At 72.9% G+C, this 23,448-nt stretch carries 16 protein-coding genes; 13 read left to right on the top strand and 3 right to left on the bottom strand.

What is annotated here, in order from left to right:
• Nucleotides 1–52: 52 nt before the first annotated feature.
• The 7 genes from WME85_RS26595 to WME85_RS26565 all read left to right on the top strand — a co-directional run bounded on the left by WME85_RS26595 (nt 53) and on the right by WME85_RS26565 (nt 12,216).
• Nucleotides 53–1,120 (top strand): DUF4190 domain-containing protein, encoded by a 1,068-nt coding sequence (locus tag WME85_RS26595; RefSeq protein ID WP_437825161.1) that lies wholly within the window; start codon nt 53–55, stop codon nt 1,118–1,120.
• Nucleotides 1,121–1,178: 58 nt separating this feature from the next.
• Entirely contained in the window at nt 1,179–1,487 is a 309-nt protein-coding gene (locus WME85_RS26590) for a hypothetical protein (protein WP_437825160.1), read from the top strand.
• 216 nt (nt 1,488–1,703) lie between these two features.
• A complete protein-coding gene (locus tag WME85_RS26585) occupies nt 1,704–2,774 on the top strand; it encodes a tetratricopeptide repeat protein (protein WP_437825159.1) in 1,071 nt (356 codons plus the stop codon).
• Nucleotides 2,774–3,799 (top strand): hypothetical protein, encoded by a 1,026-nt coding sequence (locus tag WME85_RS26580; RefSeq protein WP_437825158.1) that lies wholly within the window; start codon nt 2,774–2,776, stop codon nt 3,797–3,799. The genes WME85_RS26585 and WME85_RS26580 overlap by 1 nt, the downstream gene beginning before the upstream one ends.
• A 138-nt stretch (nt 3,800–3,937) precedes the next feature.
• A complete protein-coding gene (locus WME85_RS26575) occupies nt 3,938–5,506 on the top strand; it encodes a serine/threonine-protein kinase (protein WP_437825157.1) in 1,569 nt (522 codons plus the stop codon).
• 203 nt (nt 5,507–5,709) lie between these two features.
• Complete coding sequence (locus WME85_RS26570) at nt 5,710–11,154, top strand: hypothetical protein (protein WP_437825156.1); 5,445 nt, start codon at nt 5,710–5,712, stop codon at nt 11,152–11,154.
• A gap of 84 nt (nt 11,155–11,238) precedes the next feature.
• Nucleotides 11,239–12,216, top strand: coding sequence for a S66 peptidase family protein (locus WME85_RS26565; RefSeq protein ID WP_437842217.1), 978 nt, complete (start codon nt 11,239–11,241; stop codon nt 12,214–12,216).
• Nucleotides 12,217–12,286: 70 nt separating this feature from the next.
• On the opposite strand, the gene WME85_RS26560 is transcribed toward WME85_RS26565, so the two are convergent.
• Complete coding sequence (locus tag WME85_RS26560) at nt 12,287–13,213, bottom strand: lysophospholipid acyltransferase family protein (protein WP_437842215.1); 927 nt, start codon at nt 13,211–13,213, stop codon at nt 12,287–12,289.
• Nucleotides 13,214–13,312: 99 nt separating this feature from the next.
• Here WME85_RS26560 and WME85_RS26555 point away from each other — a divergent pair, with 99 nt between their 5' ends.
• From WME85_RS26555 to WME85_RS26545, 3 genes are all read left to right on the top strand, one after another.
• On the top strand, nt 13,313–14,278 hold the full coding sequence (locus tag WME85_RS26555) for an NAD-dependent epimerase/dehydratase family protein (RefSeq protein ID WP_437842213.1): 966 nt from the start codon (nt 13,313–13,315) through the stop codon (nt 14,276–14,278).
• An 8-nt stretch (nt 14,279–14,286) separates the two neighbouring features.
• Nucleotides 14,287–14,952, top strand: coding sequence for a class I SAM-dependent DNA methyltransferase (locus WME85_RS26550; protein WP_437842211.1), 666 nt, complete (start codon nt 14,287–14,289; stop codon nt 14,950–14,952).
• 67 nt (nt 14,953–15,019) lie between these two features.
• On the top strand, nt 15,020–16,321 hold the full coding sequence (locus WME85_RS26545) for a hypothetical protein (RefSeq protein ID WP_437842209.1): 1,302 nt from the start codon (nt 15,020–15,022) through the stop codon (nt 16,319–16,321).
• A 283-nt stretch (nt 16,322–16,604) separates the two neighbouring features.
• On the opposite strand, the gene WME85_RS26540 is transcribed toward WME85_RS26545, so the two are convergent.
• Together WME85_RS26540 and WME85_RS26535 are read right to left on the bottom strand one after the other, a co-directional pair.
• On the bottom strand, nt 16,605–17,696 hold the full coding sequence (locus WME85_RS26540) for a hypothetical protein (RefSeq protein WP_437842207.1): 1,092 nt from the start codon (nt 17,694–17,696) through the stop codon (nt 16,605–16,607).
• A gap of 30 nt (nt 17,697–17,726) precedes the next feature.
• Nucleotides 17,727–21,056, bottom strand: coding sequence for a TonB-dependent receptor (locus tag WME85_RS26535; RefSeq protein WP_437842205.1), 3,330 nt, complete (start codon nt 21,054–21,056; stop codon nt 17,727–17,729).
• A 181-nt stretch (nt 21,057–21,237) separates the two neighbouring features.
• Here WME85_RS26535 and WME85_RS26530 point away from each other — a divergent pair, with 181 nt between their 5' ends.
• The 3 genes from WME85_RS26530 to WME85_RS26520 all read left to right on the top strand — a co-directional run bounded on the left by WME85_RS26530 (nt 21,238) and on the right by WME85_RS26520 (nt 23,447).
• Entirely contained in the window at nt 21,238–22,017 is a 780-nt protein-coding gene (locus WME85_RS26530; protein WP_437842203.1) for a TonB family protein, read from the top strand.
• 163 nt (nt 22,018–22,180) lie between these two features.
• Complete coding sequence (locus WME85_RS26525; RefSeq protein WP_437842202.1) at nt 22,181–22,897, top strand: MotA/TolQ/ExbB proton channel family protein; 717 nt, start codon at nt 22,181–22,183, stop codon at nt 22,895–22,897.
• A 133-nt stretch (nt 22,898–23,030) separates the two neighbouring features.
• A complete protein-coding gene (locus tag WME85_RS26520; protein ID WP_437751077.1) occupies nt 23,031–23,447 on the top strand; it encodes an ExbD/TolR family protein in 417 nt (138 codons plus the stop codon).
• Nucleotide 23,448: the final 1 nt, after the last annotated feature.

Raw genomic sequence — 23,448 nt, 5'->3', positions numbered from 1 at the left:
GAGGGCCCCGTACGGCGGGCGTAGCGCTGGCTATGGCGCTAGGATGAGGGACGTGAGCCACGCATTCGGCCCGAGTCAGCCAACGCCGAACCGCGATGCGAACGAGCCGGCAGAGGCGCTCCGAGATGCGCGGGCAGGCGTCACGCCCTGCGAAGGCGAGCTGCCTGTCGGCGCGCCCTCCTGCGACCAGGCGGCGCGCGCTGCTGCCGCGCCCGCCGCGGCGTCGCCGGGCGGCGCCTCCCCGCAGCTGCCCTTCATCCAGGATCCCTACCTCACCCCGCCGCTCCCGCCGGAGCGGAGGCAGCTCTCCACGCTGGCCGTCAGCTCGGTCGTGGCGGCGCTCTTCGGGCCGCTCGGGGCCATCGCCGCCATCGTCTTCGGCTGGACCGCGCGCCGCGAGATCGAGCGCGCCCCGGGGGAGCGCAAGGGGTATGCGCTCGCGAGCGTGGGTCTCTCGCTCGGCGTGCTCCTCACGCTCTGCTGGAGCTCGGCGATCGGCTTCGGCGTGTGGATGTGGAGGACGCACAACGGCGGGGAGACCGCCTCCTCCATGGGGGAGGGCGAGCCCTCGCCGGAGCCGGCGAGCACCGCGAGCCCGGCGGCGCCGCTGCCAGACGTGCCTCCTCCGGCGGCGCAGCCCGGCGGCAGCGTCCCTCAGCACACGACGCACCGGCGCGTCGGTGGGCTGTCGATCGTCGACATCGGCGTCGACGTCTCCGCGCTCAGCGAGGAGCTCGCGAAGCAGCGCGCGGAGGCGTACGCCCACGGCGAGAAGGTCCTCGTGATGACGACGAGCGATCCCTGCGAGCCGTGCCGCGGGGTCGACCGCTCGCTCAGCGATCCGCTGATGCAGACCGCGCTCCGGAGCGTGCGGCTCGTGCGCGTGGACATCGACGTCTTCAAGGAGGACCTCGACCAGATCAAGATGCCGCGGCGGCTCTACCCCGGCTTTTTCCTGCTCTCGCCAGATCTCACGCCGCAGGACGGGATCAACGGCGGCGAGTGGGACGACGACATCGCGCGCAACATGGCGCCCGTGCTCGGGGCGTTTGTGCGAGGCCAGTACACGACCCGCCGCCAGCCGTGGCACCCGCTGCCCGGCTCGGGCATGCGGCTCTGATCGGCGCCTCGCGCGCGGCGCCCAGCCTTCCGCGCGCCGGACAGGGTAAGCTCGGGCGGTGAAGCGCTTCGTCCAGCTCGCCATCTTCGTCCTCTGTGTCGCGTTCAGCTTCTCGGCGGCCTACAACGTCTTCTCCGACAACGCCGACGTCGAGCGCCGGGCCGCCCTCGTGGCGTGCGGCGAGGAAGCTGCCCCGGGCGCGCCCGACGGGCGCCGCGCGAGCGAGGCCTGCAGAGCGCAGGTGACCCGGCTGGAGCGGACGCCGTTCGGTCAGACGTTCGAGTTCACCACGGCGAAGCGAACCGTGGACGTCCGGTGCGAGCGGGCGCTCGTGCTCGCCGGCGAGTACGGCTGCAAGCTGCGGTGAGCGGCGCGGCGGCGGTCGGGGCGCGCGCCTTGACCGAGCGCCTCATGGATCCGCGCGGCGCGGCGGCGGAGCGGGGCAGGCCATAACCGGCGCGGAGCAAACGGCGGCCGGCGTGGCGAAGACCGCGGTTGCGGCGGTTACGCGAGGCGCGGCGCGCCGGAACGCGCGGCGCGACAGGCCCTTGTCGGCGCGGAAGTTACGCTATGGTGGGCGGCCGTGACGAACCGCGCCGCGCGCCTGCCTTCCTCGAGCATTCCCGAGGCCCGGCGCGCCTTCGTTGCCTTCGCCTGCGTGCTCGCGGCGGCCGCGCTCTGGGCGTCGCCGGCGCTGGCAGGGCAGGCGCCCTCGGAGGAGCCGCTCGTCTCGCCGGGCGTCGCGCCCGCGTCGCCCGGCGCCGCGCCGCCATCGCAGGGCAAGGCGCCGGCTCCACCCGCCCAGCCATCGCCGCCGGAGGCGTCGGAGAAGCAGCGCCGCATCGAGCGGGCCACCGCGCTGCACGATGAGGCGCAGGGGCTCTACCAGAACGGCGAGTACCGCGCCGCGATCGCGAAGCTGGAGGCCGCGGTGGACCTCGATCCCGAGGGGAAAGAGCTCGTCTACAACCTGGCGGTGATCCACGAGCGGCTCGGCGAGATCGACAGGGCAGAGCGCTACTACCTTCGTTACCTCGAGATGGAGGCGCTGCCGAAGGAGCGCGAGCAGGTCACGGCGGTCCTCAAGCGGCTGCAGGGCGCGAAGCGGGAGCTCGCCGGCGCGAAGGCGCAGGCCGCGGCGCCCCCGATCGCCGCCCCGACCGCCGCGCCGCTGCCGCTCCTGCCGCGGGTGCGGCTCCTGCCGCGCCGCTCCGTCGTCGCGGGCAACCCGAGGCCGCCGACGCCCTGGCTCTTCGTCAGCGGGGGCATCGCCGCCGGGTCCCTCGTGGTCGGCGGCGTGTTCGCCGCGCTCGCCGTGGCGCGGGATCCCGGCCCCGGCGAGCGCACCGGCGGCGGCGTCACCATCGCCGATCTGCAGGCCGACGCGCGCGTCGCCCACCGGTGCGCCGTCGTCGCGGATGTCGCCCTGGTGATCGCCGGGCTCTCCGGGGCAGCGGCGCTCTATCTCTACCTGTCGCCGCGCGCTCCCGCGAGCGCGAGGGCCGCTCGCACGATCTCGTCCGCGCGCGCTCTCGCGCCGTGGCCGGCTCGCGACGGCGCTCTGCCGCCGCGCGGCGCCGGGGCAGGGGAGGGGGCGCCGGCGGTCAGCCTGTCGCTGGGCGCCGAGGGCGCCCGGCTCCGGGTGCAGTTCTGATGGACCTCGGCGCCGCGGGGCGGAGGCTCCTCCGCGCGCTCACGGCGCTCGCGGCCCTCGGCGCCGGGTGCGAGGTCCTCGTCGACGGCGAGCTCGGCCCGGTGCTCTGCGCCGCGGAGGGCGCGATCGGGCCCCCGGCGTGCCCCGAGGGCGCCCTTTGCAGGGACGGCGCCTGCGTCGACATGCAGCTCCCGGAGCGCGCGCTGGGCGCGCCCTGCGTGGAGCACGCCGACTGCGGCGCGCTCGATTTCTGCCTCGATCCGACGCTGTTCGACGGCGAGGGGCCGAGCGTCTGCGCGCGCGCCTGCTGCAGCTCCAGCGACTGCGAGCCGGTCCGCGACGCCGTCTGCTGGATCCCCGACCGGGGTGGAGGCGGGCTCTGTCGCATCGGCCGGGACGTGGGCCGGCCCGAGGTGGGCACGGGGCTCTCCGGCGACCGCTGCGATGCGCCCCGCGACTGCCGTTCTGGCATTTGCAGCGAGGGCACCTGCGTCGACGCGTGCTGCTCCGACACCAACTGCGCGGCGGACAGGCCCGCGTGCCGGCTCACGACAGCCCTCGTCGCCTCGGGGCCGCCTGCCTGGGCGTGCCAGCCGGACCCCGCAGGCGGGCTCGGCTACTTCGCTGAGTGTGCGGAGGACGCGGACTGCACCTCCGGGCTCTGCGCCGAGGTCGACGGGGTCGACCGGTGCACGATCCCGTGCTGCGGATCCGAGATGTGTCCACCTGCGCCCGGCGACGACGTGATGGGCAGCGTCGGCTGCGCCGAGGTCACCACCCGCGGGCGCGCGACCGTCCGGGCCTGCGTGAAGCTGCTCCGCGAGACCAGCCTCGACGCCATCGGTGTTCCGTGCACCACGGACAGGTCGTGTCGGAGCGGTATGTGCGCCAAGGTCCCTGGACAAGAACAGGAATTCTGTAGCGATGTCTGCTGCGGCGATGCGTCGTGCGGCGACGCATCGCGCTTCGGTTGCCGCCCTTCCTCGGCCGGTCCGTCGTGGGCCTTGCGGTGTGAGCCCAAGTGACGGACGATCACCCCCATCGCGGTGGTAGCTCCTACAATGGACGGCCAGTTCCCAGCCAGCGCACCCGGGTCCACCGGCGAGCCCAGCCGGGCGTTGGCGCTAATTTGCCCGCGATGTCACCACGTTGCGACGATCGCCATGGACGCGAGGGGCGCGTCCAGCGTGCCCCCGCCCCCCGCTGGTGAGCGCGGCGCTCAGGCCGGCGTCGGCGCGAAGCTGCCGCGCTGCCCGCAGGACGGGCTGGCGCTCGTGAGCCGCGAGGCGCTGGCCGAGGCCGAGGGGGATCCCTTCCTGGGGCTCACGATCGCGGACCGGTTCGTCATCGTCGGCAAGCTCGGCGCCGGCTCGATGGGCACGGTGTACCGCGCTCGTCAGGAGACGATGGGCCGCGACGTTGCCATCAAGATCCTGCGCTCGGACCGCGCCTTCGATGCGCAGGCCAAGGTGCGGTTCACGCGCGAAGCGCGCGCGATGAGCCTGCTCCGCTCGCCGCACACGGTCACCGTCTTCGACTTCGGCGAGATCGTGGACGACTCGGCCGACCCGACCTTCGGCCGAGGCCGCTCGGCAGAGCAGAGCTCGCCCGGCGACGGCGCGCCGTGGGGCAGCGGCTCGCTGTACCTCGCGATGGAGCTCCTGGAGGGCGAGTCGCTCGGGCAGCGCCTCAAGCGGATGCGGCGGCTGCGCGTCGGCGACGCCGCCCGCTTCGCGCGCCACGCGCTCCTGTCGCTGGCCGAGGCGCACGACAAGGGGATCATCCACCGCGACCTCAAGCCGGACAACCTGTTCCTCGCGAAGCCCCCGGCAGGCGAGCACGAGGAGATCTGCAAGGTGCTCGATTTCGGCATCGCGAAGCTGATGACCGGCGCCGAGCGGCCGGTCGACGCCCTCGAGACGCAGGCCGGCACCGTCTTCGGAACGCCGCGGTACATGTCGCCGGAGCAGGCGCAAGGCAGGGCCCTCGACGCGCGGAGCGACCTCTACTCGCTCGGCGTGCTGCTCTATCAGATGCTCGTCGGGCGGCCGCCGTTCATCGATGACGACGCCGTCGTCGTCATGGCGAGGCACATCAAGTCGTCTCCCGTGCCGGCGATCGAGGCGGCGCCGGACGCCGGGATCCCGCCGTCGCTCTCCCAGCTCCTGCAGCGCGCGCTCGCCAAGCGGCCCGAGGAGCGGCCGCGGAGCGCGCAGGAGTTCATCGCGGAGCTCGACCGCGCGATGGAGGAGGCCAGGCCGAGCCTGGTCCGCGAGCGCCTCAGCCAGCCGCCGCCCGCCGAGGTCGGCGCGACCAGCGAGCTCCTCGCCGTCGTGGGCGACGGCGTGGACGCCTCGCACGTGCCGAGCACGCTGCGCCCCGCGCCGCGGCGGCGCACCTCGCGCGTGGCCGTCGGGGCGGTCGCCGTGTCCATGATCGTGACGGCGCTCGCCGTGCGCGAGCTCCGTCGCCCCGCGGGCGACGGCGTGCGCAGGCTCGAGAAGGGCGTGGCGCTCGAGGCGAGGACGCTCGCGGAGGCGGTCGCGAGCGCGATCCCGTCGCGCGCCGCGGCGCCAGCCGCGACGGCGGCGCCACTCGCGGCGCCCACCGCGACGGCGCCGCGCCCCGCCGACGCGGCCGCCGTTGGTCCCGAGCCCGCCGGCGTTCCCTCTGCGTCGCCGCCGAGGCGGCGACACCCGCATTCGCGCAAGCCGTACGTCAAATTCGACTGATGGCGGCACGCGCGCAGCCTCGCTGCGCGCCGCAGACGCGGTCGCCCTGGGCCGACTCTTCGCACCGCCCCCCGCACGGCCCACGCAGCCCACGCAGCCCACGTGGATAGACAGCGGCGTCCGAACGCGAATTGCGCCGAGAGTCGCTGTACGAGGCGGAGGCTAACGTGTAACTTCGCCGCGCACCGATGGATCCCCGGGAGATGGACACGCTCATCCAGCGCCTCGTCACGAATCCACATGACGCGGAAGCCCTGGCGTATGCGCACCGAGCCGGGGAGCAGGACCCGCGATCGTACGCGATGCTGCTCGAGCGCGTCGGCAGCTCCACCGCGGATCCGTCGTACGCCGCGCACTGGCTCAGCGAGGCCGCGAACGTGTGGTCCACCACGATCGGCGACGCGCACCACGCCGCGCGCACGCTCATGATCGCCATCGACAAGGACCCGACGCAGCGGACGGCGGCGGAGCGGCTCGCGCAGCTCTACCGCGACAAGGGCGATCAGAAGGCGCTCGTCGCGCTGCTGGAGCGGCTCGTCAAGGCGCTCACGCCGCTGCTCTTCGAGCGGCCCGAGGTGCGCGCGCAGGTCTCGACCCTGCACGAGGAGCTCGGGAGGCTCTGGAGCGAGCCGCCGCTCTCGCGGCCGGAGCGCGCCCTCGAGAACTGGCGCCGCCTCGCGGAGCTCGACCCGCACAACGTGTACGCCATCTACGCCGCGCGCGAGATGCTGAAGGCCCAGCAGCAGTACACCGAGGCGATCCCGTACTTCGCGATGGAGCAGGCGCTCATCGACGATCCGGACCGGCGGCTCGCCCTCCTGCGCGACGAGGCCGACATCCGGCGCCGCGCCGGCGATCTCGCGGGCTCCACGGTCGCGCTGCGGAACGCGCGCGCGTTCCTGCCGCACGACGTGGGGCTGATCCAGGCGCTCGGCGTCGCCATCGTCGATCGCATCGAGGCCGGCGAGCCGGTGCCGCAGCCGGAGCGCGACGAGGCAGCGGAGCTCTTCGTGGCGCTCGCGGAGATGTACGACGGGGACTACGGCTACTCGTACTCGGTGTACGCGCTCCGCGCGGCGCCGGGGCACGACCGCGCGATGCAGCTCGCCGATCACTACGCGAAGCAGCTCGGCCGCACCGCCGAGCTCCGCCCGCGCTACCTCGCCTACCTCCAGGTGAACCCGGCCGGGTTCATGGCCGCCGAGGCGCGCAAGCGGGTCTCGGTGCTGCCGCCCCCGCCGCGGCTCCCGTCGGTGCCGCCGCCCGCGGGCGCGGCCGTCGCCTCCTCGAGCGCGCCGTCGGTCCCGCCGGGCTCGGGCGCCGTGCCTCCGCGCCGACCGTCGGCGCCGCCCTCCGGCATCGCCGCGTCTCCGGCCGTCGCGGCGATCCCGGCGGAGCGGGGTGAGCCCGCGGTGGCCGCGTTCGCGCCGGCCTCCTCGCTCGCTGCCCCGCCCGACGCGCCGGCCTCGCACGCGGACGCCGCCTCGGCGCCGTCCGCGCCCAGCTCCGCGGCGCCGCCCGAGGCCGGCGGCGGCTCTGCCCTGCCGGAGGCGCCGCAGCCCCCGAGCGAGGAGCAGGCCGAGCTCCGCAGGCCGCAGCCGCTCGCCAGGCTCCGCGAGGTGCTCAAGGCCGATCCGGCCAACCCGGACGCGCTCGCGCAGGCGGAGGAGCAGCTCCGTCAGAAGCGGAGCTTCGCCGAGCTGCGGGATGTCCTGCTCGCGGCGGCGCGCGTGCCCACGGCGCCCGTCGAGCGCAGAAAGGCGCAGCTGCGCGACGTCGCGGGGCTGTGCGAGTCGCAGCTGCGCGACGTCGACACGGCGGTGCAGGCCTGGAAGCTGCTCTCCGAGCTCGATCCCGGCGACGCGCAGGCGCAGGCCGAGCTGCGGCGGCTGCTCGAGCGGAGCTCCCGCTGGGACGACCTCGCCGCGCTCCTGGAGCTGGAGGCCGCGGCGACGCCCGACGTCGCGCAGAAGATCGAGATCGAGAAGAAGCTCGTCTCGCTCCACGAGCAGAAGCGCCGCGACCCGATCGCGGCAGCTGAAGCGTGGGTGCGCGTCGCGGGCCTGTCGCCCGAGGACAACACGGCGATCCAGGCCGCCGTCAAGCTCTTCGAGCGGGGCGAGCGGTTCGACCTGGCGGCGCGCGTCCTCACGGACGCGGCCTCTCGCTTCCAGGACAAGCTGACCCGCGTCCCGCTCCTCCAGAAGCTCGGCGAGCTCAGGATGAGGCTCGGCGAGCCGGGCGCCGCGGGCGACGCGTTCAGCCAGGCGGCCGAGCTCTTGCGGCAGCCGAAGCTGTGGGAGCTCGCGGAGAAGGCGTACGTCGCCGCGGGCCGGCTCGTCGAGGCGGCCAGGGCGCTCTGCGAGCGGGCGCTGCTCGCGGACCGCAAGGCGCGGCCGGCGCTCTTCGTCCAGGCCGCGGAGCTGCTCCTCAGCGCGGGCGACGTCGAGGGCGCGCTCGACCGGGTCGAGCGCGCGATCGAGATCGATCCGGTGAGCGACGCCGCCGCCCCCGCGATCGAGGACCTCTACCGGCGCACGAACCGGCTGCCCGAGCTCGTGCGGTTCTTGCTGAGCCGGGCCGAGCTGCTCGGCGACAGGGCGCAGCGCGTCGCGTCGCGGCGGGCCGCGGCGGCAGCGCAGCGCGAGCTCGGCGACCGCGACGGGGAGCGCGCGACGCTCGCGCTCCTGCTCACCGACGGCGACGACGCCGAGGCGCTCGCGCGGCTCGCCGAGGACGCCAGCGAGCGCGGCGATCACCAGCAGGGCGCGGAGCTGCTCCGCAGGCTCAGCGAGGTCACGGACAGCCACCCCGGCAAGATCTCGCTCGCCCTGCGCCAGGCGCGCATGCTCGCGGAGGGCTCTGGCGACGTGGAGGGGGCGATCGCGCGCTACGAGTCGATCGTGGCGACGCTCGATCCGGAGAACCGGATCGCGCTCCGGGCGATCGCCGAGCTGGAGGAGCAGCGCGGCAACCTGAGGGGCGTCGCCGGCGCGCTCGAGCGCGAGCTCGCGCTCGTGCACGGCCCCGAGCAGCTCGACCTCGCGCAGCGGCTCGCGGCGCTGTACGAGGGGCCGCTCGACGACCCGCACGGCGCCGTCAGGGCGCTCGAGATCGTCCACGCCGCCGAGCCGGACGACCTCGACGCTGTCGCGCGGCTCCAGCGGCTCGCCGAGCGGCTGAACGACTGGCCGAAGGTCGCGCGCCTCATGGCGACGCTGATCGAGGTGGAGGGGGACGAGGACGAGGCGTCGAAGATGACCCGCCGCCTCGCCGAGGTCCTGGATCAGGCGCTCGGCCGGAGCGACGAGGCGCTGTCCCTCCTGGAGCGGCTCGCCGACCAGGGCGACGAGGCGTGCCGGGAAGCGTACGTCGCGCTCGGCGATCGGCTCGGGTGGAAGGGGGTCGTCGCGACCAAGCTGGTCGCCTGGAACGAGTCGCTCGCGCGCGCCGGGCGCGATGTCGCGCTGCGCGGCGCCTTCGAGCGTTTCGTGGAGGTCGGCCGCCCCCGCGACGCCGCGCGCGTGGGGATGGAGCTCGCGCGCTCGCGCAACGCCGACGCCGACCTCGCGGAGAAGCTCGAGGCGATCGCGGTCGAGCTCCAGGATCGCGAGGCCCTCACGGTCGCGCACGAGCTCCGCGCGCGGGATGTCACGGGCCCGGCTCGCGCGGTCGAGCTCGTGCGGCAGGCCGAGGTCCGGGTGTCGGTGGGCTTCGACCCGCTGGAGGCCATCCACCACGGCGAGGGCGCGCTGGCGAGCGTGCCGACCGCCGAGGTCGAGCCGCTGCTCGTGCGGCTCGCGGCGCTGGCCGGGGCGCCCGGCCTCATCATCGATCTGTTCGAGCGCCAGGTGAGCCGGTGCCGCACCCCGGCCGATCGCTTCGCGGCGCTCGCCCGCGCCGCCGAGATCGCCTGCGAGCGTGGCGCCATCGATCGGGCGAGGAGCTTCTTCGAGCTGGCGCTCGGCGGCGGCGTCCAGGAGGAGGCGATCGCCTCCCTCGAGCGGGTGGCGCGGGACGGCGACGAGCGCTCCGGGTCGACCGCGCTGCGCACCATCCTCGCGGAGGCGCTCGCGGCCGGCGGCCAGGGCTCCCGCGACGGCGGCCGCACCCGGGCGGCGCTGCTGCGCCGCGCGGCCGCGATCGTCCACCAGGATCTCGGCGACGTAGACCGCGCCTTCGGCTGGCTTGGCGACGCCGTGCTCGCGCACGTCGACGACGCGTCGCTCGACGCGCTCGAGGCCCTCGGGCGCGAGGTGGGCGACCCGCACCGCGTGGGCGCGACGCTGAACCGCGCGCTCGACGAGGTGTTCGACGGCCCGCTCGTGCGCAAGCTCCTCCAGCGGCGGGCCAGGCTGCGGCGCGACGTGCTCGGCGACCGGCAGGGCGCCGCGGCGGACCTGAAGAAGCTCCACGACCTGTCGCCCTCGGATCAGGACGTGATGAACGAGCTCTCGGGCCTCCTGCAGGATCTCGGCGACCACCGGGGCATGATCCAGCTGTACGAGGACCAGATCCTCCGCGGCCGCGATCCGGCGCAGCGGGCGGAGCTCGCGCGCAAGGTGGCGCGCGTCTGGGAGGAGGAGCTCGGCGAGGCGCGGGAGGCGGCGGACGCCTGGCGCCGCGTCCTCCGCATGAAGGCGGGAGATCCGGACGCGACCGCGGGCCTCGAGCGCGCGAAGTCCGGGAATCTCAAGCGCACCCCGCCGCCGCCCATGCTGCCGACCAGGCCGCCGGGCCCGCCGCTGACCGAGCCGCCGCTCGCGCCGCGGGTGCCGACCTTCGAGGCGCTCGGCGCGGAGGCCGCGCTCGCCAATGGCCATGCAGGCGCGGGGACGCACGCCGGCGCCGAGGCGCCGCAGGACGAGCTCGCCGGGCTCGTCGAGGAGGCGCCGCAGGCCGGAGCGGAGCCGCCGCAGGTCGAGGCGGGGCCGCTGCACATCGAGGCGGGGCTGCCGCAGGTCGAGGCGGGGCTGCTGCAGGTCGAGGCGGGGCTGCTGCACATCGAGGCGGGGCTGCCGCAGGTCGAGGCGGGGCCGCTGCACATCGAGGCGGAGCCGCCGCAGGTCGAGGCGGGGTCGCCGCAGGCCGGCGCGGAGCCGCTGCAGGTCGAGGCGGGGCTGCCGCAGGTCGAGGCGGAGCCGCCGCACGTCGAGGCGTACGGCGACGCGTCGCTTGGCGCCCTGACGGACGAGGGGAGCGACGCAGTCGATGTGGCGCTGGATGCCGGGCAGGAGCTCCATCCGGAGGACTCCGGCCACGTTGAACCGGCTGAGCCTGCAGGGGCGGAGGCCGCGCCAACGCAGCTGCCCGAGGTCGATGGCCTCGCGACGCCGCCGGCGCGCGACGGGCTCGATGAAGATGAAGGGGAGACCCACCCGGTGGTGGCTGTCAATCCACGTTATGCCGCCGCGCCGCCCGTCTCTTCCGGCGGGTATCCGCAGTCCGTGGCGCCGCAGCAGCCGCTCGCGACGCCTCCCCGTCCTCCCACCATCGCGCCGCCTCGTCCCGTGCCGCCGCCGGCTGGGGGGTTCGCTCCCCGCTCGGTCATCCCGCCCGCGCCGCCGCCGCTGCCTGTCTCCGACGAGGTCGACGTCAACGCCGATGAAGACGTGGAGTTTCTCGACGACGACTCCGGTGCTCCCTAGCCCCGCCCGCCAGCGACAGCGCATCGAACGCGCGGAGGCGCCGCGCACCAGCGAGATCGTGAGCCGCGGAGGCGCAGCGGAGGCATGCCTCCTCGGGTGATCCTCCCCCCGGCGCTCCGGCCGGGCGACACGATCGCCGTGATCGCCCCCTCCAGCCCGTTCGAGCGCGTCCTCGCGTGGGTCGGCATCGGCTGGCTCGCCCAGCGCTACCGCGTGCTCTTCGACACGGGAGGCGGCCCGCCGCTCGCCGGCGACAGCCGCGGAGGCGGGGCGCCATCGCTCTCGGCGCCTTCCAGCCGTGGGCTGTTCGCGCGGACCGGCTACCTCGCCGGCAGCGACGCGCGGCGGAGGGACGAGCTCGTCCACGCGCTCTCGCACCCCGACGTGCGCGCGATCTTCGCGGCCCGCGGCGGCTACGGCGCGAACCGGTTCGTCCACCGGCTCGACTGGACCACCCTCGCGAAGGAGCCTCGCTGGATCGTCGGCTTCTCCGACATCACCGCGCTCCACGTCGAGGCCGCGCGCGCAGGCGTCGCGTCGCTCCACGGCGCCCACGTCGCCGCCCTCGGGCGGGGCGACGCCCACGCCCGCGCCGCGCTGCTCCGCGCCCTCGAGGACCCGGCGGGCGAGCGCCGCTTCGGCGGCCTGACCGCGCTGCGCGCCGGCGCCGCCGAGGGGCCGCTCTTCGGCGGCAACCTGGCCCTGCTCCACGCCTGCGCCGCGGCCGGCCGCCTCCGGGTGCCGGAGGGGTGCGTCCTCCTGCTCGAGGACGTCACCGAGCGGCCCTACCGCATCGATCGCATGCTCGCGACGCTGGAGGTCGGCGGCCACCTCGCGCAAGCCGCGGCGGTGGTCCTCGGCGACTTCGACCAATGCGACCCCGGCCCTGACGGCGTCACGGTGGGCGAGGTCCTCCGCGACCGGCTGCTCCCGCTGGGCGTCCCCGTCGTCGCCGGTTTGCCGATCGGCCACGGCCTCCGCAACGAGCCTGCCATCCTCGGCGGCCACGCGCGCGTCCTCTCGCCCGGCCCCGAGGCCGTGGTCACGCTCGCTGGCGCCTGAGGACCCGGCGCCGCGTGGCCATCCCCCGGCCGCGCGCTCACCGCGCGCTCACCGCGCGCTCACCGCGCGCTCACCAGAAGACGCTCTTCCGCTCCTTCAGCCCGCGGTTCAGCATCGACTGGATCCGCCCCTTCACGAGGGACACCTTCTCCTGGATCACCGCGTCGTCGTCGTCGGGGTCGCCGCGGAACGTCATCGGCTCGCCGAAGTAGATCCGGTACTTGGTCGGCAGCGGCAGCTGCCCGCCGGGGAGCAGCAGCTGGGGGATGACCGGGAACGTCGGCATCCCGAGCGCCTTCGAGACCGACTCGAGGTTGCCGAGCGAGATGTACTGCTCCTCGCCCCCGATGACCGCGATCGGCACGATCGGCGTGTCGGTCTCGAGCGCGAGCCGCATGAACCCGAGCCCGAAGTCGAGCAGCTGGTAGCGGCTGGAGAACCCCTTCGAGATCCCGCGCGTCCCCTCCGGGAACACCAGGATCGCCGCGCCCATGTCGAGCAGCCGCCGCGCGTTCTCGGGCACGCCGACCACCTGGCCCACGCGCGAGAAGAACGTCGCCACGAACGGAAGGGTCTGCGTCCACTTCTCGACCATGCTCCGCATCACGCGCGGCGGCTCCGCGTCGAGGAACATCGAGGCCGCGATGAGCAGGCCGTCGAACGGGAGCTGGCCGGAGTGGTTGGCGACCAGCAGCACCCGGCCGGTCGGGACGCGATCGATGCCGAACACCTCGGTCCGGAAGTAGAAGCGGTGGAAGAACGCGGCGACGCCGATCGCGTACTTCGCCCACGCCCGGTCGAGCCCGAACGGGTCGACGCCGTCCGCGGCGTGCGGCAGCGCGACCCGGCGCAGCCGGTCCTCGAAGTCCTGACCGAGCAGCCGGATCGTGGCGTCGTCGAGCGTGCCGCGAACGCTGTCGACCCCGAGCCGCGCGAGCGGCAGCGCGCTGCGCGTGGCGAAGTGGCTCAGCCTGGCGAGCGTCGTTCTGCCGCGCATGGGCGCAGGACCATACCAAAACTCCCGTGCGCCTGCACAGGCAGGAAGGGCTTGACCACCGGGCCCTCGAAAGCGACCGTCGAGCCGATGAGCGAACGAATGCTCGGTCGAGCCCGCCGCCCCGGCTCGGACGCCGATCCGTCCCTCCGGCCCGTCCTCATCACCGGCATCTGCGGGCGTCTCGGACGGCGTCTCGCGCGGCGCCTGCACCGCGACCAGCGCGTGATCGGCGTGGACAGGCGCGCCTTCGAGGGGCGCCCCAAGGACATCGAGCACCACCAGATCGACATCCGCCGCAAGAAGACCCAGGACATCTTCCGCCAGGAGCAGCTCGCCGCGGTCGTCCACCTCGGGGTCATGCACGATCCGCGCGTGAGCCAGATGGAGCACCACAGCTGGAACCTCGCGGGGTTCCAGCGGCTGCTCGAGTTCGTCGCGCAGTACGACGTGCCCAAGCTCATCGTGCTGTCGAGCGCGAACGCCTACGGCCCGCGCCCCGACAACCCGCAGTTCATCACCGAGGACGCCCCGCTGCTCGGCGGCGCGTCGTTCAGCGAGATCCGCGACCTCATCGAGGTCGACATGCTCGCGCAGTCGTTCTTCTGGAAGCACCCGCAGACCGAGACGGTCATCCTCAGGCCCGTCCACATCCTCGGCTCGGTGCGGAACGCGCCGTCGAACTACCTCCGGCTCAACGTGATCCCGACGCTCCTCGGTTTCGATCCGATGGTGCAGGTCATCCACCAGGACGACGTGGTCTCCGCGATCGTCGCGGCGCTCCGGCCCGGCGTGCGCGGGATCTTCAACCTCGCGGGGCCGGCGCCGCTGCCGCTCTCGCGCATCATCGAGCTGACGGGGCGCACGCGCGCGGCGATCCCCCACTTCGTCATGCAGACGATCATCCCGCGGCTGTGGCGCTTCAGGGCGACCTCGTTCCCGGCCCCCGAGCTCGATCACATCCGGTACGTGTGCATGGTCGACGACCGGCGGGCGCGCGACATCCTCGGCCACGAGCACCAGCACGACATCCAGGAGACCGTCCAGGCGGTCGACGACATCACCTGAAGGCGTCCATGAAGCGATCGACCCGGATCGAGCGGCTCGTCGACTACTACGAGGACTTCGCGCCCGACTACGTCTCCACGTGGAAGGACATCCAGCACTACGAGAAGCCCGTCCGCGCGTTCCTGCGCGAGACGGTCGCCGAGGGGGCCCGCGTGCTCGACGCGGGCTGCGGGCCGGGCCACCTCACCCGCGATCTCCCGCCGTCCGTCGACGTCGTGGGCTTCGACATCGCCGAGGGCATGCTCGAGATCGCGCGCAAGAAGCGGCCCCAGGGCGCCTACCACCGGCACGATTACCACCTGCCGATCCCGCGCTCGTGGGGGCGGTTCGACGTCGCCCTCGCGCTCGGCACGCTCGAGTTCTGCGACGATCTCCCGCTCGTCCTGAAGAACCTCGCCGGCGCGCTGCGAGCCGGCGGGCGCATGCTGGTGAGCATCGTCGAGCGGAGGCCCCACCTCCGGATGCACGAGCGCGCCGCGCGCCCGCTCTCCGACGTCGAGCTGTCGGGCGTGAGCATGTATCTTTACACCTTCGCCGAGCAGACCGACGCCATCCTGCGCGCGGGCCTGCTCCCGCGCAGCTACCGGCTCCACCCGGGCTGGCGGCACACCGAGTACGACGTCGACGTGCTCTACGCGCTCTGGGATCTCGAGACCCCGCGAAGCAGCCGATGATGCGGCAGGGACGTCGCGCGAGTCTTTCCGCGCCCCGCCGTCCGGGGTAGAGGAGAGCGACGGTTCCATGGAAGTGAAGCTCGGGGGCACCTTCCTGACCTGCGCGATGGGGCCGCTGCACCACGCGGGTACGTGCATCCAGGCCAGCAGGGTGCCCGAGGGGCTCCGCGAGCTCGCTCCGGAGGGGCTCCTCGGCGGCTTCCAGCGCGGCGTCGACCAGGCGGCGAAGCTCGCCGGCGTCCGCAGGGAAGACGTCGAGCGCCTGCTCCCCATGGGCGAGGTGCGCGAGGCGGTCGAGCGGCTCGCGGAGAGCCAGCCCGAAGCCCTGATCGCCTGGGACGTCTACGCGGGGCGCATCGGCGGGCTGCTCCAGGGGGTCGCCGAGGTGACGGACCACGGGCACGCCCCCGACGCGAGCCTCTGCCTCGAGCGGCTCGCGAACAAGGTCCGGCGCGATCCCCCTTTCTCGGAGCCGCTCCAGGCGCTCGCCGAGGACATCGCGTACTGGCAGAAGATGATCGGCCGCTGCCGCAAGCTGCTCGACGAGAGCGGCGGCGGCGCGCTGGCCAGGGCATACCGCCGCCGCCAGGTCCGCAAGCTGGCCACGATCGTGGCGTCGGCGCTCGTCATCGTCGCCGCGCTGTCGGTGATCGTGCGGGTCCGAACCGCCCGCGCGCGGGTCGACGCGCTCCTCGCGCGCGCGGAGGTGTGCGCTGTCCGCGACATCGCGCCCGACGACGTCGCGCGGGCGACGAGCGAGCAGCAGCGGCGCGTCGCCGCGCGGATCGAGGAGTGCGCCGCGGCGCAGGCGCGCGAGGCGGCCGAGCGCGAGGAGCGGCTGCGCGCCGAGGAGAAGGCCCGCGAGGAGGAGCGGCGGCGCGCGGAGCGCGACGAGCGGTGCGCCGCGCTCGCCGTGCGGTTCAAGGCGGGGGCGTTCTCGGACGACGACGGCGCGCTCGCCGGCGTGCAAGGCGGTCTGATCCGGCGGATCGCGCAGCGGAGGCTCACCGCCGCCGACGTCGGGCCGACCGGCCCTGCCTTGCCGTGCGAGGGCGCGCGCGGCGGCGACGCGCTGCGCGCGGCGTTCGTCGACGCGCTCGTCGCCTCGGCGTGGACGTGGGCGCCGGCCGCCGATCCCGGCCCGCGGCTCGGCGAGCTGCTCTCCGCGCGACGCGCGGAGCTGCCCGAGCGCGCGCGGACGATGCTCTCTGGCCGCGCCGTGCACGAGTCCAAGCGGGCCATCGTCTCGGGCGATCCGGCCGCGCTCGGGCGGGCCTCGCGCCTGTGCGCGCTCACGGCCGCGCTCGAGATCCCGAGCGGCTCCGCGTGCGCGGCCTTGGCGAGGCTGGCCGCCAAGCCGTCGCCCTGAGCTCGACGTGGACACGGCTGCCCGATGTCACGCAGCCGTGCCCAGATCGATACCAGGGCCGCACGAGAGCGCTCCCCGACGGGGTTGCCGTCGCGCGGCGCCGTGCGCGCGGCGACGGACGTCGCGCGCGCGGCGCGAGCCCGGGGACCCGCTGGAACGAAGGGTCTGTGGTGGGGTGGTTCGAGCGAGATCGGCCCGCGGCCCGGGCCGCGCGATCGATCGCCGGAGAGGGCCTACCCCGGGCGCCGCGCGCCGCGCCGCGCCCGGGAGGCCGTGGGGGTGACTACTTGAGCGCGGGGACCGTCTGCGAGTCGAGCACGCAGACGAGCATCGTGGGATCGCACTTCACCTTGAGATCCTCGGAGATGCCGGAGGCTACCGGGATGAAGTAAGGCGACTCCGGATCCGGGGTGTTGTCGCAGAGCTTGTCCTCGGGCTCGCCGGTCGGGACGATCTCCTTCACCACGTTTCCTTCCTCATCCAGCACCGGCTCTTCGGTCTCAGGATCGATCACGTCCTGCTCGACGTACTTCTCGCAGCCGACCTGGGGCCAGAGCCCGACGACCCTGTACTTCGCGGTGCAGGTCCCCTCGGTGTAGGTGAGGTCGGCCTGGAACGTATTCCCCAGGTTCGCGGCCGTCACATACACCTGCAGGTTGCTCCACTCGTACCTGAGAGAGCGCCCCTCAGCCGGCTCGCCACCGCCCGCTCCGCCGCCGCCGGCCTCGCCGCCGCCAGCTCCGCCTTCGCCGCCGCCAGCTCCGCCAGCGCCGCCGGCCTCGCCGCCAGCTCCGCCAGCGCCACCGGCCTCGCCGCCAGCGCCGCCTTCGCCGCCGCCAGCTCCGCCAGCGCCACCGGCCTCGCCGCCAGCGCCGCCTTCGCCGCCGGCTCCACCAGCGCCGCCGGCCTCGCCGCCCGCTCCGCCGGCCCCGCCTTGGCCGCCGCCGCCTTCGCCCTCGGGCGGGACGAGCAGCACCTCGGCAGGCGAGAGGGTCGAGGCCCTGCAGATGTCGCTGTCGTCCGGCTCGATCGACTCGAACGTTCCGATGGCGTACGTCTTTCGATCAGGGCTCTCCGCGATCGTCTCGCCTCCGGCGGTCCACACCTCGCGATCCACCTGGAGGCCGACGAGCTTCGTGCTCCTGTCGGGATAGCCTCCCGCGTTCGGGTTGTACACCTGCAGCCCGACGGTCAACCCCTCCACCTGGCCGCAGGGGCTATCGGCGTCCCCGTCTTGCAGGAAGAACTTCGTGGCGAACGGGTAGACGGCGGCGTTGCCGACGGTGCATTCGGGCTTGGGTTGCGAGCAGCCGGGAGACGCGGCCGCCGCGACCGCGGCGAGCCCCGCCAACCAACCAAGCAATCGGATCTTCATCGCTTGTTTCCTTTCGCGAGCGCGCCGCGCCTAGAACGTGACCCGCGCGCCGAAGCGGAACTGCCGGGGCGCCTGGTACTTCGTCGGCTTGCCGAAGTTCGGGTTCTTGTCGACGCTCCCGTCGAAGTCCTCGCCATCCAGCGTCTTCAGGCAGGTCGCGCCGTCGGGCCCCTCGAGGTCGCTGAGCTCCTTGTTGCGGCACCCGCGCACGTCCACGTACTGCCGCGTGTAGCGCTGATCCACCTGCGTCACCGCCTGGAAGTTGAAGAGGTTGAAGATGTCCATCGTGACGGTGAGATCGCTGTCCTTCGAGAGCTTCACCGAGTAGCCGACGCGGCCGTCGACGTTGTGGACCCAGGGCAGCCGCTCCCCGGAGCCGCGGGGCAGGATGAAGGCCTCGTCGGCGCCGTAGAGGGCGTGCGCGCCCCAGAAGTCCGTGGGGCCGCCGGAGCGGGACCGGTAGGTGAGGCCGGCGTCGATGATCATGTCGTTCCGGATCGGGAACGACTTCGCCCCGTAGACCTTGATCTCGTGCCGGCTGTCGCCCGGCAGATAGCCCTCGCGGTTGTCGAGCAGCGAGCTCAGATCGAACTCCGAGGTGATGTTCGGGTCGAGCTGGTCGGTCTCCGGGCGGAAGAGGCCCGCGTAGTTGCCGCGCAGGAACGAGAGCGTGTAGCTCACCTGGGCGAGCCACAGATCGGCGAACGCCTTCTGGAAATAGAGCGTCACGGCGTCGTAGTTGCGCGTCGCCTCGGGGAAGTCCTTGGCGATGCCCTTGCCGGGGTTGCCGAGGAAGTACGTGCTGCCCTCGTCGCGGCTCATGTCCTCGATGACGTTGCTCAGCCAGCGCTTCGTGTACATCGCCCCGACCCGCCCGTTCTCGATGATCTCGTACTCGCCGCCGAGCACCAGCTCGTCCGAGGACTGCGGGCTAATGTCCGGATCCACCGGCGTCTTGCCGGTGCCGGTCGGCGTCCAGACCGTGTTCGGATCGTAGCTCGCGGGCCCCTGTCCTTCCGCCTGCGCGAGCTGGGTGCCCTCGATCCGGTTCTCGTCGTTCTGGCACTGGCCCGGCCCGCTGCCCGTCGCGTCCTCCAGGTCGGTCGGGTCGCACCCCGTCGCGTCGCCGTTGAGCGCCGCCCGGTGGAACGCACGGACCTGCCGCTCGTCGCCGAAGGCGCGATCGACGAGGTCGAGCGGCACGCTCTCGTAGTAGCGCGCGTAGTTCGCGAAGATCTTGGACTTGCCCTGCTGCGTGACGTCGTAGACGGCGCCCACGCGCGGCGACCACTGGTTCGGCAGCGCCATGCCGAGCTTGCCGTTGTCGTCGAACAGGTACTGGCCGTCGTAGCGGACGCCCACGTTCAGCGTCACCTTGTCGAGGATGCTCCAGCTATCCTGGACGAACGCGCCGAGCGTCGTCGAGACCGACGACACCGACGTGCTGGGCTGGAGCACGTAGTCGCCGACCTCGGGGCCCGTCAGGAAGCCGAGCTGCCGGCCGTCCTCGAAGTACAGGCCGCTCGGGCTCTCCGTGTAGGAGACGAGGCCCGGGTACGCCTTCTCGTGATTGTACAACATGACCTCGCCGTCGATCCCGCCCTTGACGACGTGGTGGCCGAGGCCCTCGAAGATGCTCGTCACCATCGCCTTGAGCTGCAGCCGATCCTGCAGCGAGTCCTCGACGAAGTTGGGGCCGCCCTCGGTGTACGTGCGCACCTGGCACGGGACGCGGTGGACCATGATGGGGTTGCCATCCGCGTCGACGCGCGGCCGCCCTTCAGCGTCGAGGTCCTGCACGTCGCTCTGGCGGCACATCTCCATCGCCGCGGGCGAGATCGCCTCGAACTCCTCGATCGAGTGCCGCCGCGGCCTGGTCCTCGTCCAGATCAAATTGGACACGCCCGCGAGGCCGCGGCTCGAGCCGATCTCCGAGTCGTCCGGCGGCAGCCGTGCGTTGCGCTGGTGGTGCCAGCCGAGCGTCGCGTCGAGCAGCAGGGTCTTGTTGTTGAACGCCGACGCCCACTTCAGGGCGACGTCGGTCGACGACGACACGAACTTGAGCGCGAGCCCGTTGTACGTGCCGACGAGGTTGGGGATATCCATGATGCCTACCTGCGGGTCGTACGAGTACGTGCCCTGGCCGCCCGAGCTGGACGGCGCGCCGTAGACCGACAGCACGAGGTTGTGGTCCGGGCTGACCTGGTAGGTCAGCTTGCCCAGGTACTGGATCGTCCGCTCCTCGCCGCGGAAGTAGCGCGTCGAGCCCGGGAGGGGGTCGGCGATGTTGAACCCCGTCTCGGGGTCCACGACCGGACGCGGGCTGTCGCCCTCGTACCGCGTCGCGAACAGGGTGCGCTCCCGCTCCAGGCTCGAGAACGCGAGATCGAGGCCGCCGTAGAACCAGAGCTTGTCCTTCAGGACCGGGCCGCCGACCTCGAAGCCGTAGTCGCGGATCGCGAGGATACGGTCGTCGGTCTGGACGGTCTCGCCCTGCCGCCGCACCTTCGTGCCCTCGGCCTCGAGGAAGCCGGGGACGACGTTGAAGAAGACCGAGCCGTGGAACTCGTTGCCGCCGCTCTTGGTCACGACGTCGAGCACGCCGCCGGTCGCGCGGCCGAACTCGGGCATGTACCCGCCGGTGACCACGTTCACCTCTTTGATGAACTCCATGGTGAGCGGCGTGCCGACGATCCCGTACGCGGGATCGTTCACGGATAGTCCGTCGATCACGTACTGATTCTCGGGCGAGGATGTGCCCGCGATCGACGTGCCGAACTCATCGCTCTTCGCGCCGGGGGTGACCGCGGCGATCGACTCGAACGAGCGCGACGCCGTGCCCTTTCCGCCGGGCGGGGCCACGGCGATGCGCCGCGTGAAGTCCTGTGTGATGTTCTGCCCCACGGTGCTCGACCCGACGTCGACCGTCGGCGCGCGGCCGACGACGACGATCTCCTCCGCCTTGAGCGCCTCGGGGAGGAGCTCGACGTTGACGCGGATGGTCGTCCCGCTGCGGATCGTGATCCCGCCTCGTCCGTACGGCTTATACGATTCCTTTTCCAGCCTCAGTGTGTAGTCGCCCGGCGGCAGGTTCGGGATACGGTACTGCCCGGTGCCGTCGGTGACGACCAGCTGCTCTCCTTGGAGCGCCGGCGAGGTCGCCGTCACGACCACATCGGCCACCGGCGCCTTGCTCGACGCGTCGGTCACCCGCCCGAGCAGAACGCTGTTGCCCGTCTGCGCGAGCGCTGGGCCCGCGGTCAACAAAGTCATGGCGAGCAGCAGCGCCGCCGCCCACAGCCTTAACGGCGCACGTAGTAAGCGCGCTCCGTGTTTCATCCTCTTTTCGAGAAACTTCACGGAATTCCCTCCAGGAGTGTAGGGCCCTCGAGTCCCTCCTCACCCTAGACAGGAATCGCGCGAGACAATAGACTTTTTTGTAGTACTCGCTCGCTTGTACACTCCGGGTAGGCGCGGCGCGCTTCCATACGTCGCGGCTCATGACGTTGATCGGCTCGAGGTCTAGGAGTTACGACCCCTTATGTTCGACTCGGTACTAGGTCGTGCCACCGCAACGCAGGGGCGTCTCGGGACGGGCGCAGTGCTCTCCTTCGTCGCGCACGCGGCGATCGCCGGCGCGCTGATCTGGCAGGCCACGCGCCCTCGAGACGAGAAGCCGAAGGACGTGGAGGTCACCTTCTTCGCGCCGGCGCCGCCTCCGCCGCCGCCGCCCCCGCCGCCGCCCCCGCCGGGCGGCGGCGCGAAGCGCCCGAAGGTGGAGCAGCGGATCGAGCAGCCGAAGCCTGTCAAGACGCCTGACACCATCTACGACATGCCGGAGAAGCCCAAGGCCAAGGCGCCTGAGCCCGAGCCGACCCAGGCGGAGGCGCCGGAGCAGCCTGGCGGCGTGGAGGGGGGAGTCGAGGGCGGCGTTCAAGGGGGGACCGTCGGCGGCACGGTCGGCGGGGAGATCGGGGGGAAGCTGGGCGGCCAGCTCGGCGGTCAGCTGGGCAGCACGGCGCCGCCGCAAAACGTGGTGCTGCCGTTCGGCGCCGGGATGAACCGGCCGACCATGCTCTCGGGGCGAGATCCGCAGTACACGCGCGAGGCGCTCGCCGCGCGGGTGGAGGGGCTCGCGATTGTCAAGTGCGTCATCAAGGTCGACGGCACCCTGACCAACTGCCGGATGGTCAAGTCACTCCCCCACATGGATCGGGCGATCCTCGATGCGCTCTCGGGGCGCCGCTACACCCCCGTGATGTTCCAGGGGCGCCCGGTCTCGGTGGACTACGTGTTCAACATCCGGCTCAAGCTCCCTTGACCGCCGGGGGTGTTGTTGAACGGGCGGGGCACGTAGTAGAGAAGGGCACGGGGTAGGTTCGCTCTGCGGTATTGTCGAGTTCGCTGCGGCGTCCAGAGGCGCTGTTCCAGCATAGCTAAAACCATCACGACACCATGGAGCGCCAGGAGGCGCGAGCGAGACGATGCAATTCACGTTGATTGAGCTCTGGGGCCACATGGGCATCTTCGCGAAGCTGATTGTCTTCGCGCTGGCCGTCATGTCGGTCTCGTCGTTGGTCGTCTTCGGCGAGCGCCTCGTCGTGTCGCTCAAATCGCGCGCCGCCTCCCGCGAGTTCGCGCAGCGGGTGGGCCCGCTGCTCGCGCGGGGCGAGTTCGAGGGCGCCCGGACCGCGGCCAAGCCCAAGGAGGAGATCGGCTACCTCGGGCGCGTGATCGGCGCCGGGATCGCAGCCTACACGTCGAGCGCCCCCGCCCGGCTCCCGGCGCACGGACACGAGCGCGACGGCGTCTTCGAGTCGGTCTCGCGGGCGCTCGAGCGGCAGGCGCAGCGCGAGGTGCTCAGCCTGAAGCGCGGTTACGGGCTCCTCGCCACGGTCGGCTCCACGGCGCCGTTCGTCGGTCTGCTGGGGACGGTCATGGGTATTGTGACTGCATTCCAGCAGATGGCGGCCTCCGGCTCAGGCGGCCTCGGCACCGTCTCGGCGGGTATCGCGGAGGCGCTCATCACAACCGCCTTCGGCCTGCTCGTCGCGATCCCGGCCGTCATGGGGTACAACTATCTCCAGGGCTGGGTCGACGCCCGGGCGATCGACATCTCGGAGTCGTCGAACGAGTTCCTCGACATCGTGGCGAAGCGCCTCGACGGCCGCCTCGCGCCGGCCTCGGAAGAGGCCGCTTGATCTGGTCCCGCCAGTGGCCGCCTGACCTGGCCTCGAGAGAGGCCACCTGCCCCGATCCGGGGAGAGGTCGCCAGGCCGCGCCTCGGCAGAGGCCGCTTGAGCCCCGGCCCTCGGCCGGAAGCGAGCGTTCGTAATGGGGATGGCTGCTGGCCCGCAGAAGGGCCCCAAGAGCGAGATCAACGTCACGCCGCTCGTCGACGTCGTCCTCGTCCTGCTCATCATCTTCATGGTCGTCACGCCGATGCTCCAGCGCGGCAAGGACGTGAAGCTGCCGCAGGCCGCGAAGGTGGACGAGGAGAAGAAGGAAGTGGACCCGCTGATCCTCTCCATCACGCTGGAGAAGACGGTGTGGGTCGAGAGCGACCAGTACGACGACGCCGGGCTCGCCGAGCGCCTCACGCGCGAGTTCGCCGCGCAGCCGGGGCGCAAGGTGCTGGTCAAGGGGGACCAGCGCCTCACGTTCGGCGACGTCCGCAAGGTGATGGAGACGGCGCGCAAGGCGGGCGCGAAGAGCGTCTCGCTGGCGGTCGAGGAGCTGAAGGGGAGATAGC

The sequence above is a fragment of the Sorangium sp. So ce1153 genome, assembly GCF_051521595.1.
Classification (GTDB): domain Bacteria; phylum Myxococcota_A; class Polyangia; order Polyangiales; family Polyangiaceae; genus Sorangium.
Note: the sequence above shows the minus strand (reverse complement) of the source record. Positions and strands in the feature narration are given on the sequence as shown.

Excerpts from the sequence above, each read along its gene's own strand:
- WME85_RS26580 (WP_437825158.1), top strand. The coding sequence starts at position 2,774 with ATGGACCTCGGCGCCGCGGGGCGGAGGCTCCTCCGCGCGCTCACGGCG.
- WME85_RS26575 (WP_437825157.1), top strand. The coding sequence starts at position 3,938 with ATGGACGCGAGGGGCGCGTCCAGCGTGCCCCCGCCCCCCGCTGGTGAG.
- WME85_RS26570 (WP_437825156.1), top strand. The coding sequence starts at position 5,710 with ATGGACACGCTCATCCAGCGCCTCGTCACGAATCCACATGACGCGGAA.
- WME85_RS26565 (WP_437842217.1), top strand. The coding sequence starts at position 11,239 with ATGCCTCCTCGGGTGATCCTCCCCCCGGCGCTCCGGCCGGGCGACACG.
- WME85_RS26560 (WP_437842215.1), bottom strand. The coding sequence starts at position 13,213 with ATGCGCGGCAGAACGACGCTCGCCAGGCTGAGCCACTTCGCCACGCGC.
- WME85_RS26555 (WP_437842213.1), top strand. The coding sequence starts at position 13,313 with ATGCTCGGTCGAGCCCGCCGCCCCGGCTCGGACGCCGATCCGTCCCTC.
- WME85_RS26550 (WP_437842211.1), top strand. The coding sequence starts at position 14,287 with ATGAAGCGATCGACCCGGATCGAGCGGCTCGTCGACTACTACGAGGAC.
- WME85_RS26545 (WP_437842209.1), top strand. The coding sequence starts at position 15,020 with ATGGAAGTGAAGCTCGGGGGCACCTTCCTGACCTGCGCGATGGGGCCG.
- WME85_RS26540 (WP_437842207.1), bottom strand. The coding sequence starts at position 17,696 with ATGAAGATCCGATTGCTTGGTTGGTTGGCGGGGCTCGCCGCGGTCGCG.
- WME85_RS26530 (WP_437842203.1), top strand. The coding sequence starts at position 21,238 with ATGTTCGACTCGGTACTAGGTCGTGCCACCGCAACGCAGGGGCGTCTC.
- WME85_RS26525 (WP_437842202.1), top strand. The coding sequence starts at position 22,181 with ATGCAATTCACGTTGATTGAGCTCTGGGGCCACATGGGCATCTTCGCG.
- WME85_RS26520 (WP_437751077.1), top strand. The coding sequence starts at position 23,031 with ATGGGGATGGCTGCTGGCCCGCAGAAGGGCCCCAAGAGCGAGATCAAC.